Annotated in this window: 17 protein-coding genes; 10 read left to right on the forward strand and 7 right to left on the reverse strand. The window is 61.1% G+C overall.

Annotated features, from left to right (window positions below; translation table 11 throughout):
• Nucleotides 1-91 precede the first annotated feature (91 nt).
• Genes S2M10_RS00110 through S2M10_RS00145 form a run of 8 tightly spaced genes read left to right on the forward strand, consistent with a single transcriptional unit; the run spans nucleotide 92 to nucleotide 11279 of the window.
• Nucleotides 92-2038: a hypothetical protein gene (locus S2M10_RS00110; RefSeq protein ID WP_168844282.1), complete on the forward strand. Its 1947-nt coding sequence runs from the start codon at nucleotides 92-94 to the stop codon at nucleotides 2036-2038.
• 56 nt (nucleotides 2039-2094) lie between these two features.
• Nucleotides 2095-3132 carry a conjugal transfer protein TraN gene (traN, locus tag S2M10_RS00115; RefSeq protein ID WP_247650513.1) on the forward strand — a complete coding sequence of 346 codons (1038 nt, stop codon included), beginning with the start codon at nucleotides 2095-2097 and terminating at the stop codon, nucleotides 3130-3132.
• On the forward strand, nucleotides 3104-3982 hold the full coding sequence (locus S2M10_RS00120) for a type-F conjugative transfer system pilin assembly protein TrbC (protein WP_168844284.1): 879 nt from the start codon (nucleotides 3104-3106) through the stop codon (nucleotides 3980-3982). The genes traN and S2M10_RS00120 overlap by 29 nt, the downstream gene beginning before the upstream one ends.
• On the forward strand, nucleotides 3954-4550 hold the full coding sequence (locus S2M10_RS00125) for a S26 family signal peptidase (RefSeq protein WP_168844285.1): 597 nt from the start codon (nucleotides 3954-3956) through the stop codon (nucleotides 4548-4550). The genes S2M10_RS00120 and S2M10_RS00125 overlap by 29 nt, the downstream gene beginning before the upstream one ends.
• Nucleotides 4547-5425, forward strand: coding sequence for a conjugal transfer protein TraF (locus tag S2M10_RS00130; RefSeq protein WP_168844286.1), 879 nt, complete (start codon nucleotides 4547-4549; stop codon nucleotides 5423-5425). Before S2M10_RS00125 ends, S2M10_RS00130 begins: the two co-directional genes overlap by 4 nt.
• Nucleotides 5425-6009, forward strand: coding sequence for a hypothetical protein (locus tag S2M10_RS00135; protein ID WP_168844297.1), 585 nt, complete (start codon nucleotides 5425-5427; stop codon nucleotides 6007-6009). The genes S2M10_RS00130 and S2M10_RS00135 overlap by 1 nt, the downstream gene beginning before the upstream one ends.
• A gap of 45 nt (nucleotides 6010-6054) precedes the next feature.
• Complete coding sequence (locus tag S2M10_RS00140) at nucleotides 6055-7476, forward strand: conjugal transfer protein TraH (protein ID WP_168844287.1); 1422 nt, start codon at nucleotides 6055-6057, stop codon at nucleotides 7474-7476.
• A gap of 14 nt (nucleotides 7477-7490) precedes the next feature.
• Complete coding sequence (locus S2M10_RS00145; protein WP_168844288.1) at nucleotides 7491-11279, forward strand: conjugal transfer protein TraG N-terminal domain-containing protein; 3789 nt, start codon at nucleotides 7491-7493, stop codon at nucleotides 11277-11279.
• Here S2M10_RS00145 and S2M10_RS00150 read toward each other — a convergent pair.
• The 7 genes from S2M10_RS00150 to S2M10_RS00180 all read right to left on the reverse strand — a co-directional run bounded on the left by S2M10_RS00150 (nucleotide 11266) and on the right by S2M10_RS00180 (nucleotide 16778).
• Nucleotides 11266-11721, reverse strand: a complete 456-nt coding sequence (locus S2M10_RS00150; protein ID WP_168844289.1) for a hypothetical protein — start codon at nucleotides 11719-11721, stop codon at nucleotides 11266-11268. The two genes, S2M10_RS00145 and S2M10_RS00150, sit on opposite strands and share 14 nt — an antisense overlap.
• A 195-nt stretch (nucleotides 11722-11916) precedes the next feature.
• Nucleotides 11917-12444 (reverse strand): GNAT family N-acetyltransferase, encoded by a 528-nt coding sequence (locus tag S2M10_RS00155; protein WP_168844290.1) that lies wholly within the window; start codon nucleotides 12442-12444, stop codon nucleotides 11917-11919.
• Nucleotides 12441-12731 carry a DUF1778 domain-containing protein gene (locus S2M10_RS00160; RefSeq protein ID WP_247650515.1) on the reverse strand — a complete coding sequence of 97 codons (291 nt, stop codon included), beginning with the start codon at nucleotides 12729-12731 and terminating at the stop codon, nucleotides 12441-12443. Before S2M10_RS00160 ends, S2M10_RS00155 begins: the two co-directional genes overlap by 4 nt.
• Before the next feature lie 149 nt (nucleotides 12732-12880).
• Nucleotides 12881-13534, reverse strand: a complete 654-nt coding sequence (locus S2M10_RS00165) for a DUF2971 domain-containing protein (RefSeq protein ID WP_168844291.1) — start codon at nucleotides 13532-13534, stop codon at nucleotides 12881-12883.
• A 3-nt stretch (nucleotides 13535-13537) separates the two neighbouring features.
• The gene (locus tag S2M10_RS00170) at nucleotides 13538-14116 is read right to left on the reverse strand and encodes a hypothetical protein (protein WP_211090779.1); all 579 of its coding nucleotides are present in this window, start codon (nucleotides 14114-14116) and stop codon (nucleotides 13538-13540) included.
• 64 nt (nucleotides 14117-14180) lie between these two features.
• Nucleotides 14181-15590, reverse strand: a complete 1410-nt coding sequence (locus S2M10_RS00175; protein ID WP_168844293.1) for a hypothetical protein — start codon at nucleotides 15588-15590, stop codon at nucleotides 14181-14183.
• Between the two features lie 18 nt (nucleotides 15591-15608).
• Nucleotides 15609-16778: a hypothetical protein gene (locus S2M10_RS00180; protein ID WP_247650516.1), complete on the reverse strand. Its 1170-nt coding sequence runs from the start codon at nucleotides 16776-16778 to the stop codon at nucleotides 15609-15611.
• 255 nt (nucleotides 16779-17033) lie between these two features.
• Between S2M10_RS00180 and S2M10_RS22495 the strand changes: the two genes are divergently transcribed.
• Entirely contained in the window at nucleotides 17034-17717 is a 684-nt protein-coding gene (locus S2M10_RS22495; RefSeq protein ID WP_168844294.1) for a hypothetical protein, read from the forward strand.
• A 55-nt stretch (nucleotides 17718-17772) separates the two neighbouring features.
• Nucleotides 17773-18397, forward strand: a 625-nt coding sequence (locus S2M10_RS00190; protein ID WP_348770497.1) for an RES family NAD+ phosphorylase, incomplete at its 3' end; no start/stop codon positions are given.

Consider the following 18397-nt stretch of genomic DNA (forward strand, 5'->3'; position numbering starts at 1 on the left):
TTCAGCTACTCTCGCCCGGATCCACCGCGTTCCGGGCGGGAGACGTGTTCCGCTTCGCCTATGGTTCGCGCAGCACGAAGGCGAGGCCATCATGACCTGGCGAGGCCTCCTTCTGCTGGCAACTTCGCTTGCGATGCCGATCGCCGCGCAGGCGCAGACCATGGAGGAACGCGCCCGCGCCGCCGCCGAGGCCGCGCGCGAGAAGAGCGCCGACAGCGAGGCGATCCAGCAAAACTATCTGACGCCGGGCCTTGCCGGCGAGGCGATCACCACCGTCGACGGCACGAAGAGCTTCAATCCGAGCCTCGCCTGCCAGACCACCGCGACCCTGCTCGAGATTCTCGCGCAGCCCGGATCGACGGGCGACATCACCAGTTTGCGTATCTCGCGCGACAAGGATCTCAATGGCGCCTTCGATCAGACGCTCACCCTGCCGATGCCGGTGTCGGGCATCTGCGCCAATGGCGTGATCGCCTGCCAGCCCGGCACCTGGCACCAGTGCCGCAGTTACAGATGGGACGTCTCCGCCGCGGGCGATCTCAAGCTCTCCGAGGTCGACCTGACCGCGCTCGCGGGCTGCTACTGCGTCAACAATAGCTGCGGCAGCAATCTCGTCTGGGGCAATATGGCCGCGACGCTGAAGGACATCGGCGGCGGTGTCGTCGGCGCGCTCACCAGCGCCGACCCGCGCATCGGCGTCGCCCAGGCGGCGATCGATGGGCCGATCATCCGCTATACCGGCGCACAGTCGACAGCATGCGCGCCCAATCCTTCGCTCGCCCAGACGGTCTATCGCGCCAATCCCGCGCAGATCCAGGGCGATGCGGCGTCGGTCGCGGCCGGCAACAGCGTGTTCCAGGCATTGAAGGGTTCGCCCGCCGGCATGGGCAAGGCCGAGCAGATTCGCGCCTGCACGATCCGGCGCGAGGTAAAGCTCGAGGCGGTAACTGCCGACGGTATCATCGCCCGAACTTCAGGTGGCTATGCGACCTATGCCGATACGCCCGAGACCCGCGCCTTCCTGCTGGGATCGCCGCGCGACGACAGCCTGAGCGGCGGAAGCTGCCGCATCCATGATTTCCGGATGACGCTCGATGTCGGCGACCCCGATCGTCTGGTCTCCGCGCGACTCTCGCAAATCCTGTTCGACGACTGGGTGCAGGTCCGCGTCGATGGCGTCCTCGTCCACGCCGATCCGGGAAGCTGGACCGGAGCCGGACTGCCGCCGGGCAAATGCGAGCGCGGGCGGACCTGGTATGCCTATCCCAATCTCGACCTGAAGCCATACCTCACCAGAGGCTCGCACGAGATCTGGGTGCGGGTCGCGGTCGGCGGCGAAGGCGAGGTGTCGGCGCGGATCGACGCGACGCTCGATCTCAGCTGCAATCCGACCGAACGGCTCATCGATACGTGCGCCGGCTATGCCACCGATGCCCATTGCCAGCTTCATGATGAAAATGTCGATGGCGTCCAGACTTTCCGGAGTGGCGTCGGCACCGGCCTGACGCCGCTGCCCCAGACGCGCCTGTTCGAGAGCGGCGCCTGTTCGCTGAGCCTCGTGCGCCCCTGGTTCGAGCGCGACCGGCGCTATCGCTGCACTATCGACACCGGCGTGCTGCCGCAGCCCGATCTCAGTCGCGGCGCCTATATCATCGACCATTCTACCGAGACGCTGCTGGCCGACCGGGTGCAGACCAAAGATGGCGGCTATGCCACCTCGTCCCGCGCATTCGCGCTTCCCGATCGCGGCTCGGTCGCGGCCTGCGAGCCGATCTGCAAGACGCGCGCACCCAAGGCCAACACCGGGGTCGCGCCCGATGGCGCGGTCGGCGCGCGCCAGAACGCGCCCATAGGCTGGGACACTTTCTATCATGCCTGCACGCGTAGCAGCGCCGGCGCCGATCTCTGCCCGGTGGGCGACGGCGAGGAGTTGGTCTCGGACTGCGGCTGCCTCGACGATTTCCCCGAGGCGATCGTCATGATGCAGACGGTGCGGCTCGGCGGCGCGGACATGATCTGCACCTCGGAGTCCCGCTGATGCGCCGAACTTTCTTCCCCTTGATAGCCGGGCTCTTCGCGGCCCTGGCCATGGTGATGCCCGCCGCGCCCGCGCTGGCGCAGGCCACGCAGATTTGCGCGGCGGACCTCAACGGCAATGGCGATGCCGACGATCCCGGCGAGACCGCGGCCTGCGAGATCACTTCGCTCGGGCAATATCAGTGCCCCCTGCAGAAGCTCTCCTGCATCCAGCAGCAGGACGGCGCCTATAGCTGTCCGCTGGGCGAGCAGTTCGCCTGCTTGCCGCAGGATGGCGGCCCGGCCTGTTCGCCCAACCAATGCGCCGATCTCACCGTCACCCCGATCGAGGATGAGCCGGTGCCCGACGATCCGGGGGTTCCGGCCGATGGCGCGGTCGATGCCGATGGCGCTTGCCTCGGCAATATCGAGATCTTCTCCGGTCGCGCGGCGCGCTGCCGCCCGGCCGGGCTTCGCACCACCTTCTCCAATTGCTGCAAGGACAAGGGCAAGATCGTCAAGGACGGCATGGGCGGCTCGATCTCGTCGATCGGCACCAAGATCGCCGTCGCCAAAGGCGTGTTCACTGGCATGAAGGCGGCGTTCACCGCGTTCAAGGCCGGCGCCACCGCCGGCCAGGCGGCAAGCGCGGGCGCCAACGCGATCATCGTCGGCATCGATCCGACCTCAATCGCGATCAGCCTCGCGATCAACTTCATGATGGATTTCCTGCTCTCCGGTTGTGACCAGCAGGACATGGAGGTCGGCATGCTCCGGGGTTCGGGGATGTGCCACGAGGTCGGCAGCTATTGCAGCTCGAAGATCCTCGGCATCTGCGTCCAGAAGGCGCGCGGCCATTGCTGTTTCAATACCAAGCTCGGCCGCATCATCCAGGAACAGGGCCGCCCGCAGCTCAAGAGCTTCAACGGACTTGGCTGGGGCACGCCCAAGCAGCCCTATTGCCGCGGCTTCACGCCGGAAGAGTTCCAGGCGCTGGATTTCTCCAAAATGGACCTTTCCGAATATTACTCCGAGATCGAGGCCCGCGCCCAGGCCGACATCCAGATCGACATGAAGGACAAGATCGATGCCTATATGCGGGTTATCGAGAAGTAGCGCGCGCCGTCTGGCCGCCGGAATCGCGATGCTGGCCTCCGCGTCCGCTTTGGCGCAGGACAGTCCGCGTCCGGACAACGCACGCGATCGCGCTGCCGCCGAGGGCGATGCTGCGTTCGAAAGGCTCGAACGCGCATCGGCTGCGCGGAAGAAGGAGGCGGAGACCAGCGGGCCGACCGCGCTTCCAACCCCATCGAAAGAATTGCGCCGCCGCGCGTTCGACGGTCTGCGCGGCCGCGTTCAAGATACAGAGATGGATACGCGCGCTCGCACCGCGCTCGACCAAGGCAAGGACGCGATGGCGACCGAGCGCGAAGCGATGGCGCGGCGGCTCGGCCAGGCTCTGGGACTGGAAGCGCCCGACATGGACGCCGTCGCCGGGATCACGAAGACGGTAACCGCGCAAGGCTGGGTGCCAGTGCTGTTCGTCTCGTCCTCGATGCCGGTGACGACGCTGCGCACCTATGCCGCGCAGCTCGAGAAGGCGCGCGGCATCCTTGCCTTCCGGGGCATGCCGGGTGGTCTCACCAAGGTCGCGCCGATGGCCAAGCTCTCGGCCGAGATCCTGCGGCTCGATCCCGGCTGCGAAGGCCCGGCCTGCGCGATGCGCGACGTACAACTCATCGTCGATCCGCTCATCTTCCGCCAGCACGGCGTCGCCCGCGTGCCCGCGCTCGCGATGGTGCCGGGCGATCCGGCGCTACCCTATTGCGAGCGGGAGGATGACAGCCCGCGCGCCGCCCACATCGTCTATGGCGACGCGGCGCTTTCCGGATTGCTCGAAGAATATGCCCGCCTCGGCGGCAAAAAGGAGGTGCGCGATGCTCAGGCTCGCCTACAGGGCCGCTAAAGCCGGATGGACCGAGCTCAAGATACTACCGCTCAAGGCAGCGGTAGCGCTTGGCAGTTCGGGACTTGGCCAGCCACCGCGCCCGGAACAGCTTTGGAAGGCCTTTGGCATCGTCCTGCCCATCGGGCTTTTGACGTTCTGGGCGTTGCCCCAGGTGACGATCGTCATGAGTCCTTCGGTTGAGGCTTATCTGATCCGCAAAGCGGCGGGGCCGATCGCGCGCGGCGATCTCGTCTCGTTCACCCTGTCGCACCCGCTCGCCGGTCCCAAGCCGGTCACGGTCACCAAATATGCGCTCTGCCTGCCGGGCGACCGCATCTCGATGATCGAAAAACCCTCGATGACGCCCGGTAAATGGGATGGCTGGTATTATTGCAACGAGCACCTGCTGGGCGTGAGCAAGCCCTATGGTCACAATGGGCAGGAATTGGATCACTGGCAGCCCGACAATGGGCAGATCCTGCCCGGCACCATCTTCGTCGGCTCCTCGCATGTCAGCGGGTTCGACAGCCGCTATTATGGCCCGGTCGAGATCGATCGCCTGCGCCGGATGGAGAAGCTGCTGTGAAGCGGTTCGCGCTCAGCCTCGCCGCGATCGCCATGGTCTCGGCTCCCGCCGCGCAAGCGCAGCAGCGCGACGAGCGCCGCACCGGCTATTGGTGGTATCAGGCGCCGCCCAAGCCCGCCGAGGAACCCGACGATTCCGACGCGCTGGTCAAGCCGGCCATCCCCCCGATGGCGGAGCTGGCGACATGGACGCCGCCGAAGATTCGAAAGCTGATCGAGCAGCAGCGCGATTATGCCGCGACCGTGCTCACCATCGATGCGGTCGCCGACTTCTGGCGGTTGCAGGACTTCGCCCGGCGTAAGGCCCGCGCCTTTGCCGGTGTCACCCAGATCGCCATGCTCCAGCATCCAGAACTCAACGCCAAGTCAGCCAATCCCATGGTCGGCGATGCGCGCGACCAACTATCGGCGCAAAAGGACCAGGTCCGTCGCCAATATCTGCGCTCCCGCGCCAACGAGTTCGCGCTCGTCATGTTCTCGCGCTCGACCTGCGGATATTGCCGCGTTCAGTGGCCGATTGTCCAGCGTTTCCAGGAGGAGATGGGCTGGCAGGTATCCTTGCAGGACATCGACCGCAAGCCCGAGCTGGCGCAGCGGTTCGGGGTCGAGGTGACGCCGACCACGATGATCATTCGCCGGAACAGCCAGCAGCGCATGGTGATCGCCAGCGGAGTCGAGGCGTACCCGAACCTCATCCAGATGGCCTATCAGGCGGTGCGGCTGCTCGCCGGAGACATCCGCCCCGAGCAGTTCATGACCGGCGCTGGCGAGGAAGACGGATTCTTCGACGCCCTCGCCAATGGGCCGGTCTCGGCTACCGATCCCCGTGCATTGGGCGGCGACCTGGTTGATGTTCGTGCGGAGCCGCGTCCGTGATGCGCTCCCTCACCGTTCTGGCGCTTACTTCCCTGAATGTGGTGAGCGTGCCTGCCAACGCGCAGGCCCCAACCCGTGAGCAGGCGATGCGCGCGGCAATTCACCCGGTCGCCACCCAAAGCGAGATGCGCGAATGGCTTGCCCGTGTGCCGGTCACGCGCGACTGGCCGCCTGATTTTGCCGAGACGCTCAAAGGTCAGGCCCCCACCTTCATCATCGAGATGAGCACGGCGCCCGGCTGCATTCCCTGCGCGGATCTCTGGACCAGGCTCGGCGCGCTCGGGGTCAGCTACCGCTGGCAGGTCCGCACGATCGGCGCACAGGAGGCGATGGTGCGTTCCGGGCGGCTCGGTCTGCCCTGGGTCGGCCATCCGGTCGCCTGGGTTCGGCCGATCGCCGACCAGGGGCGCATCATCCCAATAGCGATCGGCACCGATCATGCGCCGAATCTGGCGCGAAATCTCTATTTGGCCACCAAGATGCTGACAGGTGTGAAACCCGCAGTCGGCGTACGCGGCATGTCGAAGTTCACCGGGATCGTGGGTGCTCCCACGCGCCCATCCGCAAACCGGGCGAGGAACTGACATGGGGGACAGTTTCCTCGCTCCATCCATCGAAAGCTGCCTGCCATGGCCACCCTGCGCCGTCTGAGCGTACGCACCCTGCCGTTTGTTGCCCTCGCTGCTCTCTCTACGCCAGCCCAAGCTCAAGGCTGGGCGGAGAGTTGGTTCGACAATGTGACCTATACCAGCCCCGGCAGCTTCGAAGACCAAACCAGGGGCTACGTGACCGCGGGTGGCATGTCGGGCCGGGTTGATGTTCACAACGATTACTTGATGAGCGTGACGCTGCCCAAGGTTAAGGCGGGCTGCGGCGGCATCGATATGTTCCTGGGCGGTATGTCGTTTCTGGACCCGGACTATCTCGTTCAGAAGCTCGAGAGCATCCTGCAGGCCGCGCCCGCCGTGGCGTTCCAGTATCTGCTGGAAACGCTCGACGAGAAGATGGGCAACATCATCTCGAAGATGGAGGCGGCGACCAATTTCCTGAACTCGATCCAGGTCAACGATTGCCGGCTCGCCAACCGCATGGTCCAGATCGCCAAGGGCGACGACAACATGTCGGGCATCATCGAGGAGATGACGGGCTACAAGTCGGTCAAGGAAGGCTTCTCCAAAAGCTATCAGCACAGCCGCGAGAAAATTCAGGCGAACGCCAATAGCCCAACCGAAGATTTGAAGGACGCGCTCGAAAATTGTCCAGCGGAGGTCACCGAGATCTTCAAGACGGGCTCTCTCCTCGCCCATGCTTCCGCACGCGTCGGCGCGTCCGACTGGGCCGGTGTGATGCGTGCCAGGGTCGGCGACGTCTACATGCGCTGGGACCCGGCCGACAAGGTGCCGATTTTCTCAGCCATTCCCGCCTGTCCGCGCCAGGATACCGAGAGCGTCGATGATTTCCTGACCGGCAAGGTCCAGTCCCGGACGCTTGCGATCCCGCCGACCGCTGCCGATTGCTCGGTCGATGGAGCCGGCAAAGGCGCGCTGATCCTCGCCCGCTCGCGGATGGACTCAATCGCTACAAAGATCCGGACCCGCAGCGCGCTGACGGCCGATGAACGGCAGTTCGTCGCCAACGTGAAGACACTGCCGATCTATCGTCTGCTGGAATGGGGCGTGCGTCAGGGCGTCGTCGACAGTGTGATCGGCGACACCGATGAACTTGTCGCGCTGACGCTCGCCTATCAGATGCTCAACGACCTTACCCGGTCGATAGACTTTGCCGTGTCGAACGCGGAGCGCGGTGTGAGCGTGGCGGGCGCGAGCGATGCGGGTAACGCCAAGGTGTGCCAGACGCGCATCTTGACCAAGGGCATCGAGCAGTTGCGCGACCTGCGGGACGAAGTGCTGCGCCAGCGCGCACAGATGCGTCAGTCCTATATGGCTGCCCTCAATCAGGCGAACCTTTCAGCCAGCTATGCCGGGGTCGTTCGCCAGCGCGACCGAGACGCCCGCGATGCCGCCGGCGCTGCCGCCAACCGCAACCGCTGATCGGGATCAGCCCCATGAAACGCATCCTTCGTGCCCTGTCGGTCCTGACCGCCCTGCTCACACTGTCGTTTACGGCAACACCTGCGCTGGCGATCGACACCAGCTTCCACACCTATGACGGTTTTGCCGAGACTGTCGACGCCTTCCGCCTCGTCTCCATGATCTTCGGCGACCCGAGATATGAAACACTGGTGCTGATCGTCGCAGTGGTTGGCATTGCCCTGGGCGCGCTGCTCGCAAGCGTCAAAGGTTCTGGCATGGGCATCGTGGCCTTCGGGTTCCAGATGCTGATCGGAGTTGGGCTTTTCGTCGGGCTCGTCGCCACCACCGGCACGGTTCATATCTATGACCGGGTGCGCAATGCTTACCAACCCGTTGGCGACGTCCCGAATCTGATTGTTCTCGTTGCTGGCATGACCAACATGATGGAGCGTGCGCTGGCCGAGGTCATCGACGACAACACGACGGACCCCCATGCCAAGCTGGAATTCGGCGCGGGCGGGCATAGTTTCGATCTGTTCCTGAACGCTGCGAGCCCACGCGGTCCGATGACCGATGTATTCCTGGGTTCGACGATCAAGGACTATGTGCGTCAATGCTATCCGGTGGCGCGGGTGTCGCCCGCCTATGGCGTCGATGACGATCAGCTCTTTCGCACGACAACGGACCTCCCCTCAGCCTTCGCGGCGATGGCGGGTCCAGCGACGTTCAGCACCGTTTTCACGTCCTCGGATAAGGCGGGAACGACGGTGAGTTGCAACGAGGCATGGGAGCATATCTCGACGCGGCTGTCCGAACCGGCGCTGTTCGATAATTATGTCGCACAGGTCTGCACCCGCACCGGCTATGACATCGCCAATGCTGCTCAGCTTCAGCGCTGCCGGGCCAATATTGGCGAACTCGGCGGGATGATGATGGATAACCCGGCTTCGCTTCAGCAATTCCTGACCAGCGTAATGCTTGGCAGCACAATAGGCGACGTCCTGTTTGAGGACAGTCCAGCCACGGCCGCCCGCGTCATGGCCAATCGGGCCGTTGTCTCAAGCGGCCTTGCCACCATGTCCACCGCAAACGAATGGATGCCGACCATCCGCGCCACGGTATTCGGCATCATGCTGTTCATGATGCCGGTCGCGCTGCTGTTCATCCTGACACCGATCAATCTTCGCGTCGCCAGCTTCGCGCTGGGCCTGTTTGTGTTCGTGGCCCTCTGGGGCGTGATCGACGCCGGGATCTATCAGCTGACCCTGGGTCGCGCGACCGACGTGCTGGCCGAGATGCGCGCAAACAATGTCGCGGCCAATGCATGGATGCTGGCGCCGTCTTCGGCAATGAAGGCCCTCGCGATATTTGGGTCTTTCCGTACAGCCGCGGCCGGACTTGCTGGGGCGTTCGTGTTCACAGTGTTCCGCTTCTCGGGAAATGTGTTCACGGCTTTCACCAGCGGCGCCCTCGGAGTCCAGGGCCAGGGCACTGCGGCCGCCGCGCCCCTCACGACGAGCGAAGGCTATGCCGGCGCTCTCGAGGCGCAGTCGAATGCGGCCGGCACAATGGCCCGGCGCAGCGCGACATCAAGCTTTGGCGACTTTGGCGAGCGGTCCAATTTCGGCGCAAACCGGGCCTTCGGGGCGGCAAGCAGGGTGATCGGCGAGCACGGGGGAGGCGCATCCGGAACGGCGGCATTCGGGCTAGGCGGACTCGATGCGGCACGCGAAATCGGCGGCCTCTCCCCTGCCCTCACCGGGCGGAGCCTTTCCGACCCCGCGACCGTGCGCGCAGTGCGCGACAACGCCACGACATCGGCGATCCATAATTTTGCCGAGAAAGACGCGCTCCGAAATCTGGGCACCGGCTATTTTGGCGAGGGTCAGTCCGGCGAACGCGCCTTTGCCGCCTTCGCGCAGAAGATGGTCCAGTGGCGGGCGTTCGGCGATCAGCGGTCCTACGATATGATGATGCAGGGCGCGCAGCGGCACTTCGAGCGCAACGGTTACGACCCGAAGGATGCCGCGCTCAAGGCCTCGACGGTGATCGCCCAGGCGTCGGCCGATCCGACCTTCGCCAAGCTCATCGCCAATACCTATGACCAGGAACAGATGCTGCGCAACGACCTGACCGGTGCGCAGGTCCAGGTTGGAGCGATGGAAGGCCGGAGAGACTTCGCAGGTGACAATGTGGCACCGATCGAGCGGCGGAACGTCGCAACCGAGCAGGCCCACAGGACCGGGAGCAACGAAGGGCAGCGCAATGCCGCATCTATGCTCGGCCTCCCCGTTCAGGAGACCTCCCGCCGCATCAGCTTTATCAACGCCCTCTCCGGCGAAGCCCGCTCCTCCGCCATTACCCAACTCTCCCGCGCCACCGGCCGCAACGAGGCTCAGGTTCTCCGGGCGCTGGAAACCTATAACGCCGCCGTGCAGGTCGGCACCGCCGACGGCGCAACGGCCGAGGCAGGCCGAGAAGGCACCAGCGTCTATGGCCGTACGCGCGAGGCTGCCGGCTACGATTTCGCTGAACGCTCGGGCAAGCTCGACGCACAGCGCGAGGTCGGCCATGACGGCACACGCTCGGCCGCCCGCATCGGTGAGCAGCGTCGGCAGGCCGACAATGCCGGCTTTGCGGAGGGCGCGGCCGCAGCGGGTATGTCGGTACGTCAAGCGGCACGTCTAGATAGCTTCGTTCGCGCATTGAGCCAGGGCGTCGGCAACCAGACGGATATGGCTGAGGGTGGCGCGGCCGGCATTGCGGACCGTGCGCGCAATGAGCGGCTCACCCGGATCGTCGATAACGAGCGACTGACGCGTATGCAGCAACTGCTTGGCGAGCATGGCGTTACCATGTCGAAGCGCGAAATCGCCATGGCACAGAACGGCGACCTAAGCCTCAACCTGACGCCGGAAACTGCCGCACAGATGTGGCGCGGTGGCCTCATCAACGAAAGCCAGCTCGGTGCGATCGCCAACGGCGGACGCGCAAGGTTCAGCTTTGCGCAGAATGACGTTCTGGTCTCCAGCTCGGTCGGGTTCCAGCAATCCGGACGCAGCGATACCAGCACGCGGTTCGAGGCGGGGAAGCAGGCAGGCCCTGACACCATTGAGCATTTTCTGGGGGGCGGCGAACAGGGCCAGGCGATGATGCAGAACTGGCTCAAGGGCGGCTTCGAGATGGATCGACACGGCAATTGGCGGCTCAATCCGCAGGTAGCGGACACGCTCACACGGGATGTGCAGTCCATCATCGCACAAACTGGATGGCAGCGCGGGCTCACCCGATCCGCACAGGATCAGACCACAATGGGGACCAATGTTGGGCTTGAGCTGGGCGGTGGCATTTCCAATTCGGAAACGGAATCGGAAACCACCGGCGGTAGAGGTGGAGTGCCTCAGAAGGGGCAGAAGGCACCCCCAGGACCAACCGTTCAACAGGCGCACTCTACGAGCGGCCGTGTTGGCGCTTCAGTCGGCTTTCGAAGCAACGATGTCGGCATCACGACCGAAAATGCACAATCGTCCTTGGACATCGTCAACCACGATGTTCGCAACGCCATAGCCGCCGCCGAGCGGGCCGCTGCCCGATCCGGCCGCCCGGAAGAAGCCTTTTCGCGAGAATTGTCGGATCGCATCTTGGGACCGAATGGTATGCGCAATCGCTATCTGCACGATGCCGATGCAGGACGCGCCACGTTCGATGTTACTGGGCCGCTCACGTCGGTTGAACAGAACTCCGTTCTCCGGTCAGGCCGCTTCTCAACAGATATCGATGGAAGCTTTGGCGACGGCGATGATAGTTTCAAGAAGAGGTAATATTCGTGCCGTTATTCGCACTGGTCGGATTGCCGACATAGAGCGTCCCGGACATCGGATCATACATATCAACCGACGGGTGGGGTTGTCCCCATTGGCGACGATCCCATTCATCGCCAAACGGATCCAAATCGACATTGAGCAGCTCGGCTCCATTTCCATCGCCAGAAATAGGTCGCCTGCCCAGCACGTGCTGCGCATAGCCAACGCCCAGCACCATGAGTGCTGTCATCGGAAAGAACAAAATGTTCAGAAAGCCCGCCAGCGCGCTTTCGTAGAAAGCCGCCAACGGCAGCAACCTCGTCGATACGGCCATACCCGCCCACCAGACGGGGATCGTTGCCCACCAAATTTTGGCATACCAAGGGTGCCAGAGCCAATCCGCCAGCTTTTGCTGCGGCAAGTTCACGCCATGTTCGTCGATGTTGATGGCAGCATTCATCAAACTTGTCCTCAGAATTGGACTATAGCAGAAAATGTGGCGGTGTTCCATCCTTCGCGAACAGATACGGAGAGCACCTCAAGCGTGAGGTTCGGTTCTGGCTCCAGTTGTGTGAATCGAACTTGCAGTCAATTGCCTTATGTTCATCGAGATGAGCGACGTTCTCGTGTGCATTTCGCAATGCAGCCTCTATAACTATAATTGGCCTGCGTTTCTCAATTCGCTTTCCAGCGTCGTAAATGGCAAGACGAGCGTCAGTGGTTTTTCTTGCAGAGGGACCGCACCGTAACTTGCATACCAGGCAGCGGCACGTTCACTCTTTGCATCGATGATGAGCATGACCCCACCGACTTCAGCGGCGACGTGAATGCACCTACGGCCGATCGCTCCCAGGAGTTGCCCGCCGAGCCCCTGTCCCTGTTGGCGAATGTCCGTCGCAAGCCGTGCGAGCCGAAAGCCGGGCACTTCATGCCTTGCGAGGCCACGCTTAACCAACTCAGGTGTATCGGCATAGTTCATGCTGCCGGGCGCGATGCTGTAGAATCCAAGAACCGTTCTGTTGTCTGAGTCATCGATCGCCAGGAAGGTCTTGGCTCCTCCGGCCTCGTGGCTTTGCCGCGCATAGCGTTGCAGGAAGGTGTTCAGTTCCTCATCGCCGCAATCGAACGAGGCTCGGTCATGGGCTTTCGAGATCGCTTCCTCATGCCACGAAGGAAGCATCATGCTCGCTTTGGCATCGCGGCGATGGCCGCGCGTAATTTCGCATTCGCCGGAGGTGGGTTGTCGAGCAGATCAAGCACGAGGAGGCTGTCTCTCTCGCTTAGCTTCGTCCGCTCCGCCTCTTCGATCACGCTTTCGGCCACACGAAGAGCCGATCGCGTAACAAAGGTCGTCAAATCAGTATGATTGAGCGCAGCAGCCCGGGCGAGCAAAGCCTTTTGCTCCGGTCGGATCCGCAGGCTCATGCGTTTGTTGTCTTCCACCACAGCCCGGGGCATCGCCACCTCCATTTGTACAATTTCAATTAGTACGCGAAATGATGCTGTTGGTCAAGATATGTACACCTTGAAGGAGTACGTTGCACCCCCTTTCAAAATGCGGAGGAACCTCACTGGCATCACCATGCGTTCGCCGCGTGGGGGCCCATGGTCGACTCCGTTCAGGACCAATAATCCTTCTTCTGCTGCGTCACCACTCGGAAGGATCTGAAGGCAAGCCGCGCCTTGCGTTGCCGTACTTCTCCAGCCAGATCGCCCAGCGCGCGCGCCAATTCAACTCGCGTCACTGTGCAGGCTGCGCCCACAATCACCTCGCGCAACGCAAGCTTGGGAGAAAATTCAGCAAAATATTTTCCGCTCTCCCGGTCCATATCCTCAAGCCCAACGAAAGCGCGGACCTCGTCCTCATATTTCCAATGCGAAAACTTGATGCAGGACAACTCCAGCATGAAAGCTAGCCCTTTTTCCTCATCGCCCAGGATCGCCGGGTCGAAGGGTACGCGCTTCGCTTGATACCGAACCGGCTTGACGATATCGTCGGCTACATCGAAGCCAAGGCAAAGCCCGGAATGCTTCCCCGCATAATGCGACCATTGAACCGGATTATGCCACTTGCGACTGAAGCATAGCAGACCTGCCCGCTCCGCCATCTGGGCCTTAGTGTGACGAAAGGCGGCACGCTCATCCGCGGTCCCGGGTGCCACAGCCAATAGCTCGAACGGATCGTTGAGTTGATCGAACGTCGCGATCTTCAAGCGCCGGCGCTCGATGTTGGAGATGCCGTGTTCGGCAGGCACAAAGTGATAGAGGCGCATGATCTACGAATGCTTCCCAGGCAGCGTGGCCTGATCGCCCCTTCCTTCCCTCGAGAAGAGCCGTGGGCGCCAGGATCGAGGTAGGGTCGCCATGTCTCGGCGTGCAAAATGCCTCAACCTTGCAGCGGTATCGCGAACGGCGATACGTCCATCATCAACGCCTTCAAAATAGCTATCGCGCCGAATCGATAGCTGCTTTTCGAGGCTCGTGATCTGGTGGCTCACCTCATCGGGCAGAATCCAGCTCTCGCTGGCGATCAGGATGAAAAGCTGGTCCCTCGTCGAGCGGAACTCGTGATTGTCCGCTTCTTCCTCCGCCTCGTCACGCTCCCGGCCCCTGACTTCTGCATTGTAAGAACGTTCATAGGATCGGCGCATCTTTTCCAGCGCTTCGAATATTGCGGAATAGGCACGGGCTTTCAGTTCCCACGCCCGTTCGCGATAGGTCTTTCGTTCGGTCAGGACGACGCCCAGCCAGATCCCGACTAACGGGCCGGTCAGTGTAGTAATCAGCGGCAAATATGGCATCGAACCCTGACCTAACTTCGTCGCTGGTCTGGCCAGTCGTGCATAGCCAGACATCAGCATCTAACCTTCACCTCCGGACCGGCGGCATCAGATACACAGGCATGCCGAACACTAACGACTAGTGACAGCAGGTGTTTGTGTTCCATAGAAGTGCTCCGCGCGCCCTATTGGAGAGGATCACGACGTTTCCATCGTTCTTCACGTAGAGAGCCGCATTCGGAAAACCGGGCGATGCGCTCGACCAATATGGAACATTGACGTTGTTGTAGAGAACGAGATTGCCGTCCGTCTGAAAAGCCAGCCGCCCCATGACGCTCGCGCCGGCCGTGTTCGATGCCCATAGCGGCGTGGCATTCATGTATTGGACCACGTTGAAGTCTGATTGCGCTCTGAATGTGAACCGCCCATCCGGTGACATAATGGTCTGATTGGAAAGCAGCGTCGTCCCCGGTGCGGCGTAGGTCGCCAGACTCTCATTGAGCTGATGGAAGTTGATATCAACGACACCATTGGTCTGCGCCATGACGGTATCGAGCATGATCTGCGGCGTGTTCAACGCAACGTAGTTGGTCTGGTCGCGGCAATCGACCCTGACCCAATCCTGATTGCCCCACCTATCAAGGCCGGGATGGCCTGTGGAAGAGACGTTCATGACCTTGCAACGGGACTGCAAGGGGTAGTTTGTCGATTCAGGATGGCAGATCGGAGCCGTAGTCCCGCGCTCCTGATAGCAACGACTGCGAGGAATCCACGCCTCCCAACGGGTGTAGCCATACTCTTTGGTGAAGTAGTAGCGCTCCAGCGCGTTGTTCTGCTGTGACAGATTTTCGGCCGCAAAGTGATCGGACCGAATCGCAGTGAGCAGCTTTCCCGTCTCAAATTGATATTGAGCAGGTGCATTCCAATAGGTTCGTCCTATTGAGCTTCCACTCACACAACCAGGGCGATTGGGCGTAAGTTGAATATGGTATGTGGCATGGGTAGCCGAATTTGTTTGCGGCCATGAACTCGGTGCCGAAGGAAGGGGGAACAATCTCCAACCGCCCGCACGGGCGCCCGGCGTGGAGTAGCTCGCTGATCTTGACCAAATCTGATCGTAGCAACCGCCATCCGATGTGCGGATGAAGGACGCGCTGGTAGTGAATGTCACGTCAATCAAGTCGTAACCGTCACGGGCTTCGGAAAAGCTGAATTGGAAGTTCGAGTTAAACCCTCCCTGAAGGTTCTTCGAAACCATGATTCGGGTGTAGCCATCGGTTCCCAGAACAGGGAATGAGTTTGTGGCGGAATACGTTGCCCCCGTAACGCTATCGAAGTCTGTAACAATATAGGGCGAGTTTTCGTAAAGGCCGATGTTGCGCCGGTTCGGGCATGTCGCAGGATCGCCCGCGACAACTGCGCCAGACGAATTCAAGCAAACATCCTGCGTTAGATAGTCGTATAGCTCGGGGTGTGCTTGAGCATGAGCGGGCGAAAAATTTAGTATTGAAAGAAATACGGCCGCTAGCGGAATAAAGTAGCTTCTCATTGAGACCTCCTATTCCCATTAATCGGTTAAATTTCTATTCGCCGACTTTCTGATAATTATCCCAAATGAAGTGCTTATAAATCCATCTATTGCGATCTTTAAATGGATGGGATTGCCTAATTTCTTGGCATGATCGGTTTTAGGATCATAGTGCCACGGCGGTAGATCAATAAACTGATCCATCGGGTGTTCGCCAAAGTCGAAATTTAGTGGCGCAACTTCGTGGCCCTTTTCCGCCATATGTCTGGCGAATTTCTCGATATGTTTTTTTTGATAAAGCACTGTCAGCCAGTTATCTATTGTCGGCCCATCATTCTCGACGTTCATTTCGAGCGTATGGATAGCCAATCCACCCGGCGATAAAGTATCGAGCGAATTTTCAATGAAGCGCAACCCGGCATCTATAGACCCAAGATGCTCAAGTGCACAAATCGACCAGCAAAAATCATAACCTCGAAGATCGCCTGGAATATTATTCATATCCACTGTTCGAATGGAGACAAACTGTTCGAACGTCTCCTTGTCGATCAGGTGCGATTGAAACGGGATTGGCGAAGAACCGAGATGTTGGTTGCTGCTGGCCCAACCGGCAGCCTCCGCGCTGGCGGCTGCCTCATCGCTCGCTGTGACCTGAACACCCTGTGCGGCCAGATAGCTAGGTATCGGTTCCGCGCCGCAGCCAAAGCCGAGTCCGCGCTTCCCGCTCGTCATGTGGCCGTTCTCATAGATCGCTTGGAGAACATACGTCAGTTCCCAGAGCTTCCGGTGATAGACGATGGCCGTTTTGAGTTGTGCCGCCCAATGGGCAACCCACTGGCTTTCAATGTCGCTTTGCGTCGATGCTTTCGAATCAAGGCCAACGAAGTGAGCTTGCGTTTCGGCGTTAACGGGTAATGCCGCAGCCATTTTCCGGCCTAGATCATAGCCGAACGCCTTCATATTCAGTTCGAGTATGCGGACGTTCTTCACAATATCGTTGAGCGCATTGAGATTCGGCTGAGCATCGTCTGTCACCAGATCAAGCAACCGCTTTAGAATGCGGTTTTTCAGTCTAGATCCCAGCGACACTTCGGAATTCCCTCCATCCAACGGAAGGAACGCACGCGCCCCCTCTATCATAGGGACACGCGAAAAACGAAAATTGGCAAGCTCCAGGCGCATAAAACCACCAAGCCTACATTGTCCCATGCGATCCGTTGGGAGCCGCTTTCGTTGCGTCCAGCAAGACAGTCCGGAAAGCTCTCAGTCCAGGCTATGTTTTCAGAGACATGACATTGCCCAAGTTTCGCTGTTGCGCCTCGACCTCGGTCATGGCCGCTTCGGCCACCAGTGCGATTCCGATCGACAACCTCTGCCTCTGCTACAGACGAGGTGGGTGGCCGATATTGATTATTTAGGATATTGTGCTATATCCATAGCCAACATATCCGATTGGATCGACTCATGGCGACGATTTATCCTGACGAGCCAGGCGCCGTAGCGTTCGAGACTCTATCCGGCACGGCAGCCGAGGTTCGCAAGAAGCTTCGGTCGGCCGACGACGATCAAGTCGTCGCGCTGGCGCTGGAGCATGGGACTCCGAAGCTTCGGCAGGCGCTCGCTCAGGCCGTAACTCTTATCACCCCGCTCATTCTCGCGCGTCTTGCCCGCCGTGATCAGGAAACGCTCGACAAACTCGTCGACGCGCTCGTTCCGCAAGTTCCGCCTCCACAGCATCTTGTCGCAGAGGCCAGAATGAACGCCGAGGCACGGACAGACGTGCTCATGTCGGCCGAGTGGCTAACCGCCGCGCAGCTCTCCGAACTTGCGGGATTCAGTGGCCAGAACGCCAGTGCCCAGCCCAACAAGTGGAAGCGCGATGGCAAGATTTTCGCCGTCCGCCAGCAGGGGAATGACTATTATCCTGGATATGCGCTTGACGCCGACGCCAGATACCGTCCGCTGAAGGGACTCGCGCCCATTCTCAAGCGTTTCGGAAACGATCTCGAGGACTGGGACATCGCTATCTGGTTCGCTTCGGTGAACAGCTTCCTGGGCGGCGTCCGGCCAATGGATATACTTAAGAGCGATCCCGATCGCGTGTTGGCTGCCGCTCAAGACGAGATCGACGGCGTCCTGCATGGTTAGGAAAAAGGGCACCACCACCCCAACGCCTAGCCCTGCCCCGCTCGCTCCAGCGCCGGTGATTCCAACCGTGACAAGCACGGGCGTCATCATCCCGACGCCTCCTACCGATCTCGCCAAGCTCATCTGCACGACCACCTGGCCAAAGACGCGGGTGATCCACCGCATTCATCAGGACCGTTTTCGGGGAGAGGAGTTCAATCCGGGTCCGGATGGTAATGCGCGCTTCAGCCCCATCTGCGATGCCAAGGGCAATTCGATCCCGACCATCTATGGCGGCGAAACCTTCGACTGCGCAGGGATGGAATCCGTCTTTCATGACGTACCCTTCGCGCCCGGGCTCAAGTCTCTCGCGAAGCGCAAGCTCAGGGGGCACCATTATTCTCAGGTGCTCCCGACGACCGATCTCCTACTCGTCGATCTCAGCAGCACGGCTTTGCGAAATCTCGGGATCAAGCGCGGCGAGCTGATTGAAACCGAAAAAGACGTCTATCCCCAAACCCGCAAATGGGCAGAGGCGATCCACGCGCAATGCCCTGATGTGCAGGGTCTGTGCTGGGTATCGCGCCAGGACGATCGATCGCTGGCCATCATGCTGTTCGGTGACCGGACCGGGACGGCCCCGCTATCTACACACGCATCGGCGGTGGATATCGTCAACGACGCAGCGACCTACGCAGACA

Source organism: Sphingomonas sp. S2M10 (genome assembly GCF_012650175.1).
Taxonomy (GTDB): Bacteria; Pseudomonadota; Alphaproteobacteria; order Sphingomonadales; family Sphingomonadaceae; genus Sphingomonas.

Bases quoted from the DNA above. Each gene is read 5' to 3' on its own strand.
- S2M10_RS00110 (WP_168844282.1), top strand. From the start codon at position 92: ATGACCTGGCGAGGCCTCCTTCTGCTGGCAACTTCGCTTGCGATGCCG.
- traN (WP_247650513.1), top strand. From the start codon at position 2,095: ATGCCCGCCGCGCCCGCGCTGGCGCAGGCCACGCAGATTTGCGCGGCG.
- S2M10_RS00120 (WP_168844284.1), top strand. From the start codon at position 3,104: ATGCCTATATGCGGGTTATCGAGAAGTAGCGCGCGCCGTCTGGCCGCC.
- S2M10_RS00125 (WP_168844285.1), top strand. From the start codon at position 3,954: ATGCTCAGGCTCGCCTACAGGGCCGCTAAAGCCGGATGGACCGAGCTC.
- S2M10_RS00135 (WP_168844297.1), top strand. From the start codon at position 5,425: ATGCGCTCCCTCACCGTTCTGGCGCTTACTTCCCTGAATGTGGTGAGC.
- S2M10_RS00140 (WP_168844287.1), top strand. From the start codon at position 6,055: ATGGCCACCCTGCGCCGTCTGAGCGTACGCACCCTGCCGTTTGTTGCC.
- S2M10_RS00145 (WP_168844288.1), top strand. From the start codon at position 7,491: ATGAAACGCATCCTTCGTGCCCTGTCGGTCCTGACCGCCCTGCTCACA.
- S2M10_RS00150 (WP_168844289.1), bottom strand. From the start codon at position 11,721: ATGAATGCTGCCATCAACATCGACGAACATGGCGTGAACTTGCCGCAG.
- S2M10_RS00155 (WP_168844290.1), bottom strand. From the start codon at position 12,444: ATGATGCTTCCTTCGTGGCATGAGGAAGCGATCTCGAAAGCCCATGAC.
- S2M10_RS00160 (WP_247650515.1), bottom strand. From the start codon at position 12,731: ATGGAGGTGGCGATGCCCCGGGCTGTGGTGGAAGACAACAAACGCATG.
- S2M10_RS00165 (WP_168844291.1), bottom strand. From the start codon at position 13,534: ATGCGCCTCTATCACTTTGTGCCTGCCGAACACGGCATCTCCAACATC.
- S2M10_RS00170 (WP_211090779.1), bottom strand. From the start codon at position 14,116: ATGTCTGGCTATGCACGACTGGCCAGACCAGCGACGAAGTTAGGTCAG.
- S2M10_RS00175 (WP_168844293.1), bottom strand. From the start codon at position 15,590: ATGAGAAGCTACTTTATTCCGCTAGCGGCCGTATTTCTTTCAATACTA.
- S2M10_RS00180 (WP_247650516.1), bottom strand. From the start codon at position 16,778: ATGGGACAATGTAGGCTTGGTGGTTTTATGCGCCTGGAGCTTGCCAAT.
- S2M10_RS22495 (WP_168844294.1), top strand. From the start codon at position 17,034: ATGGCGACGATTTATCCTGACGAGCCAGGCGCCGTAGCGTTCGAGACT.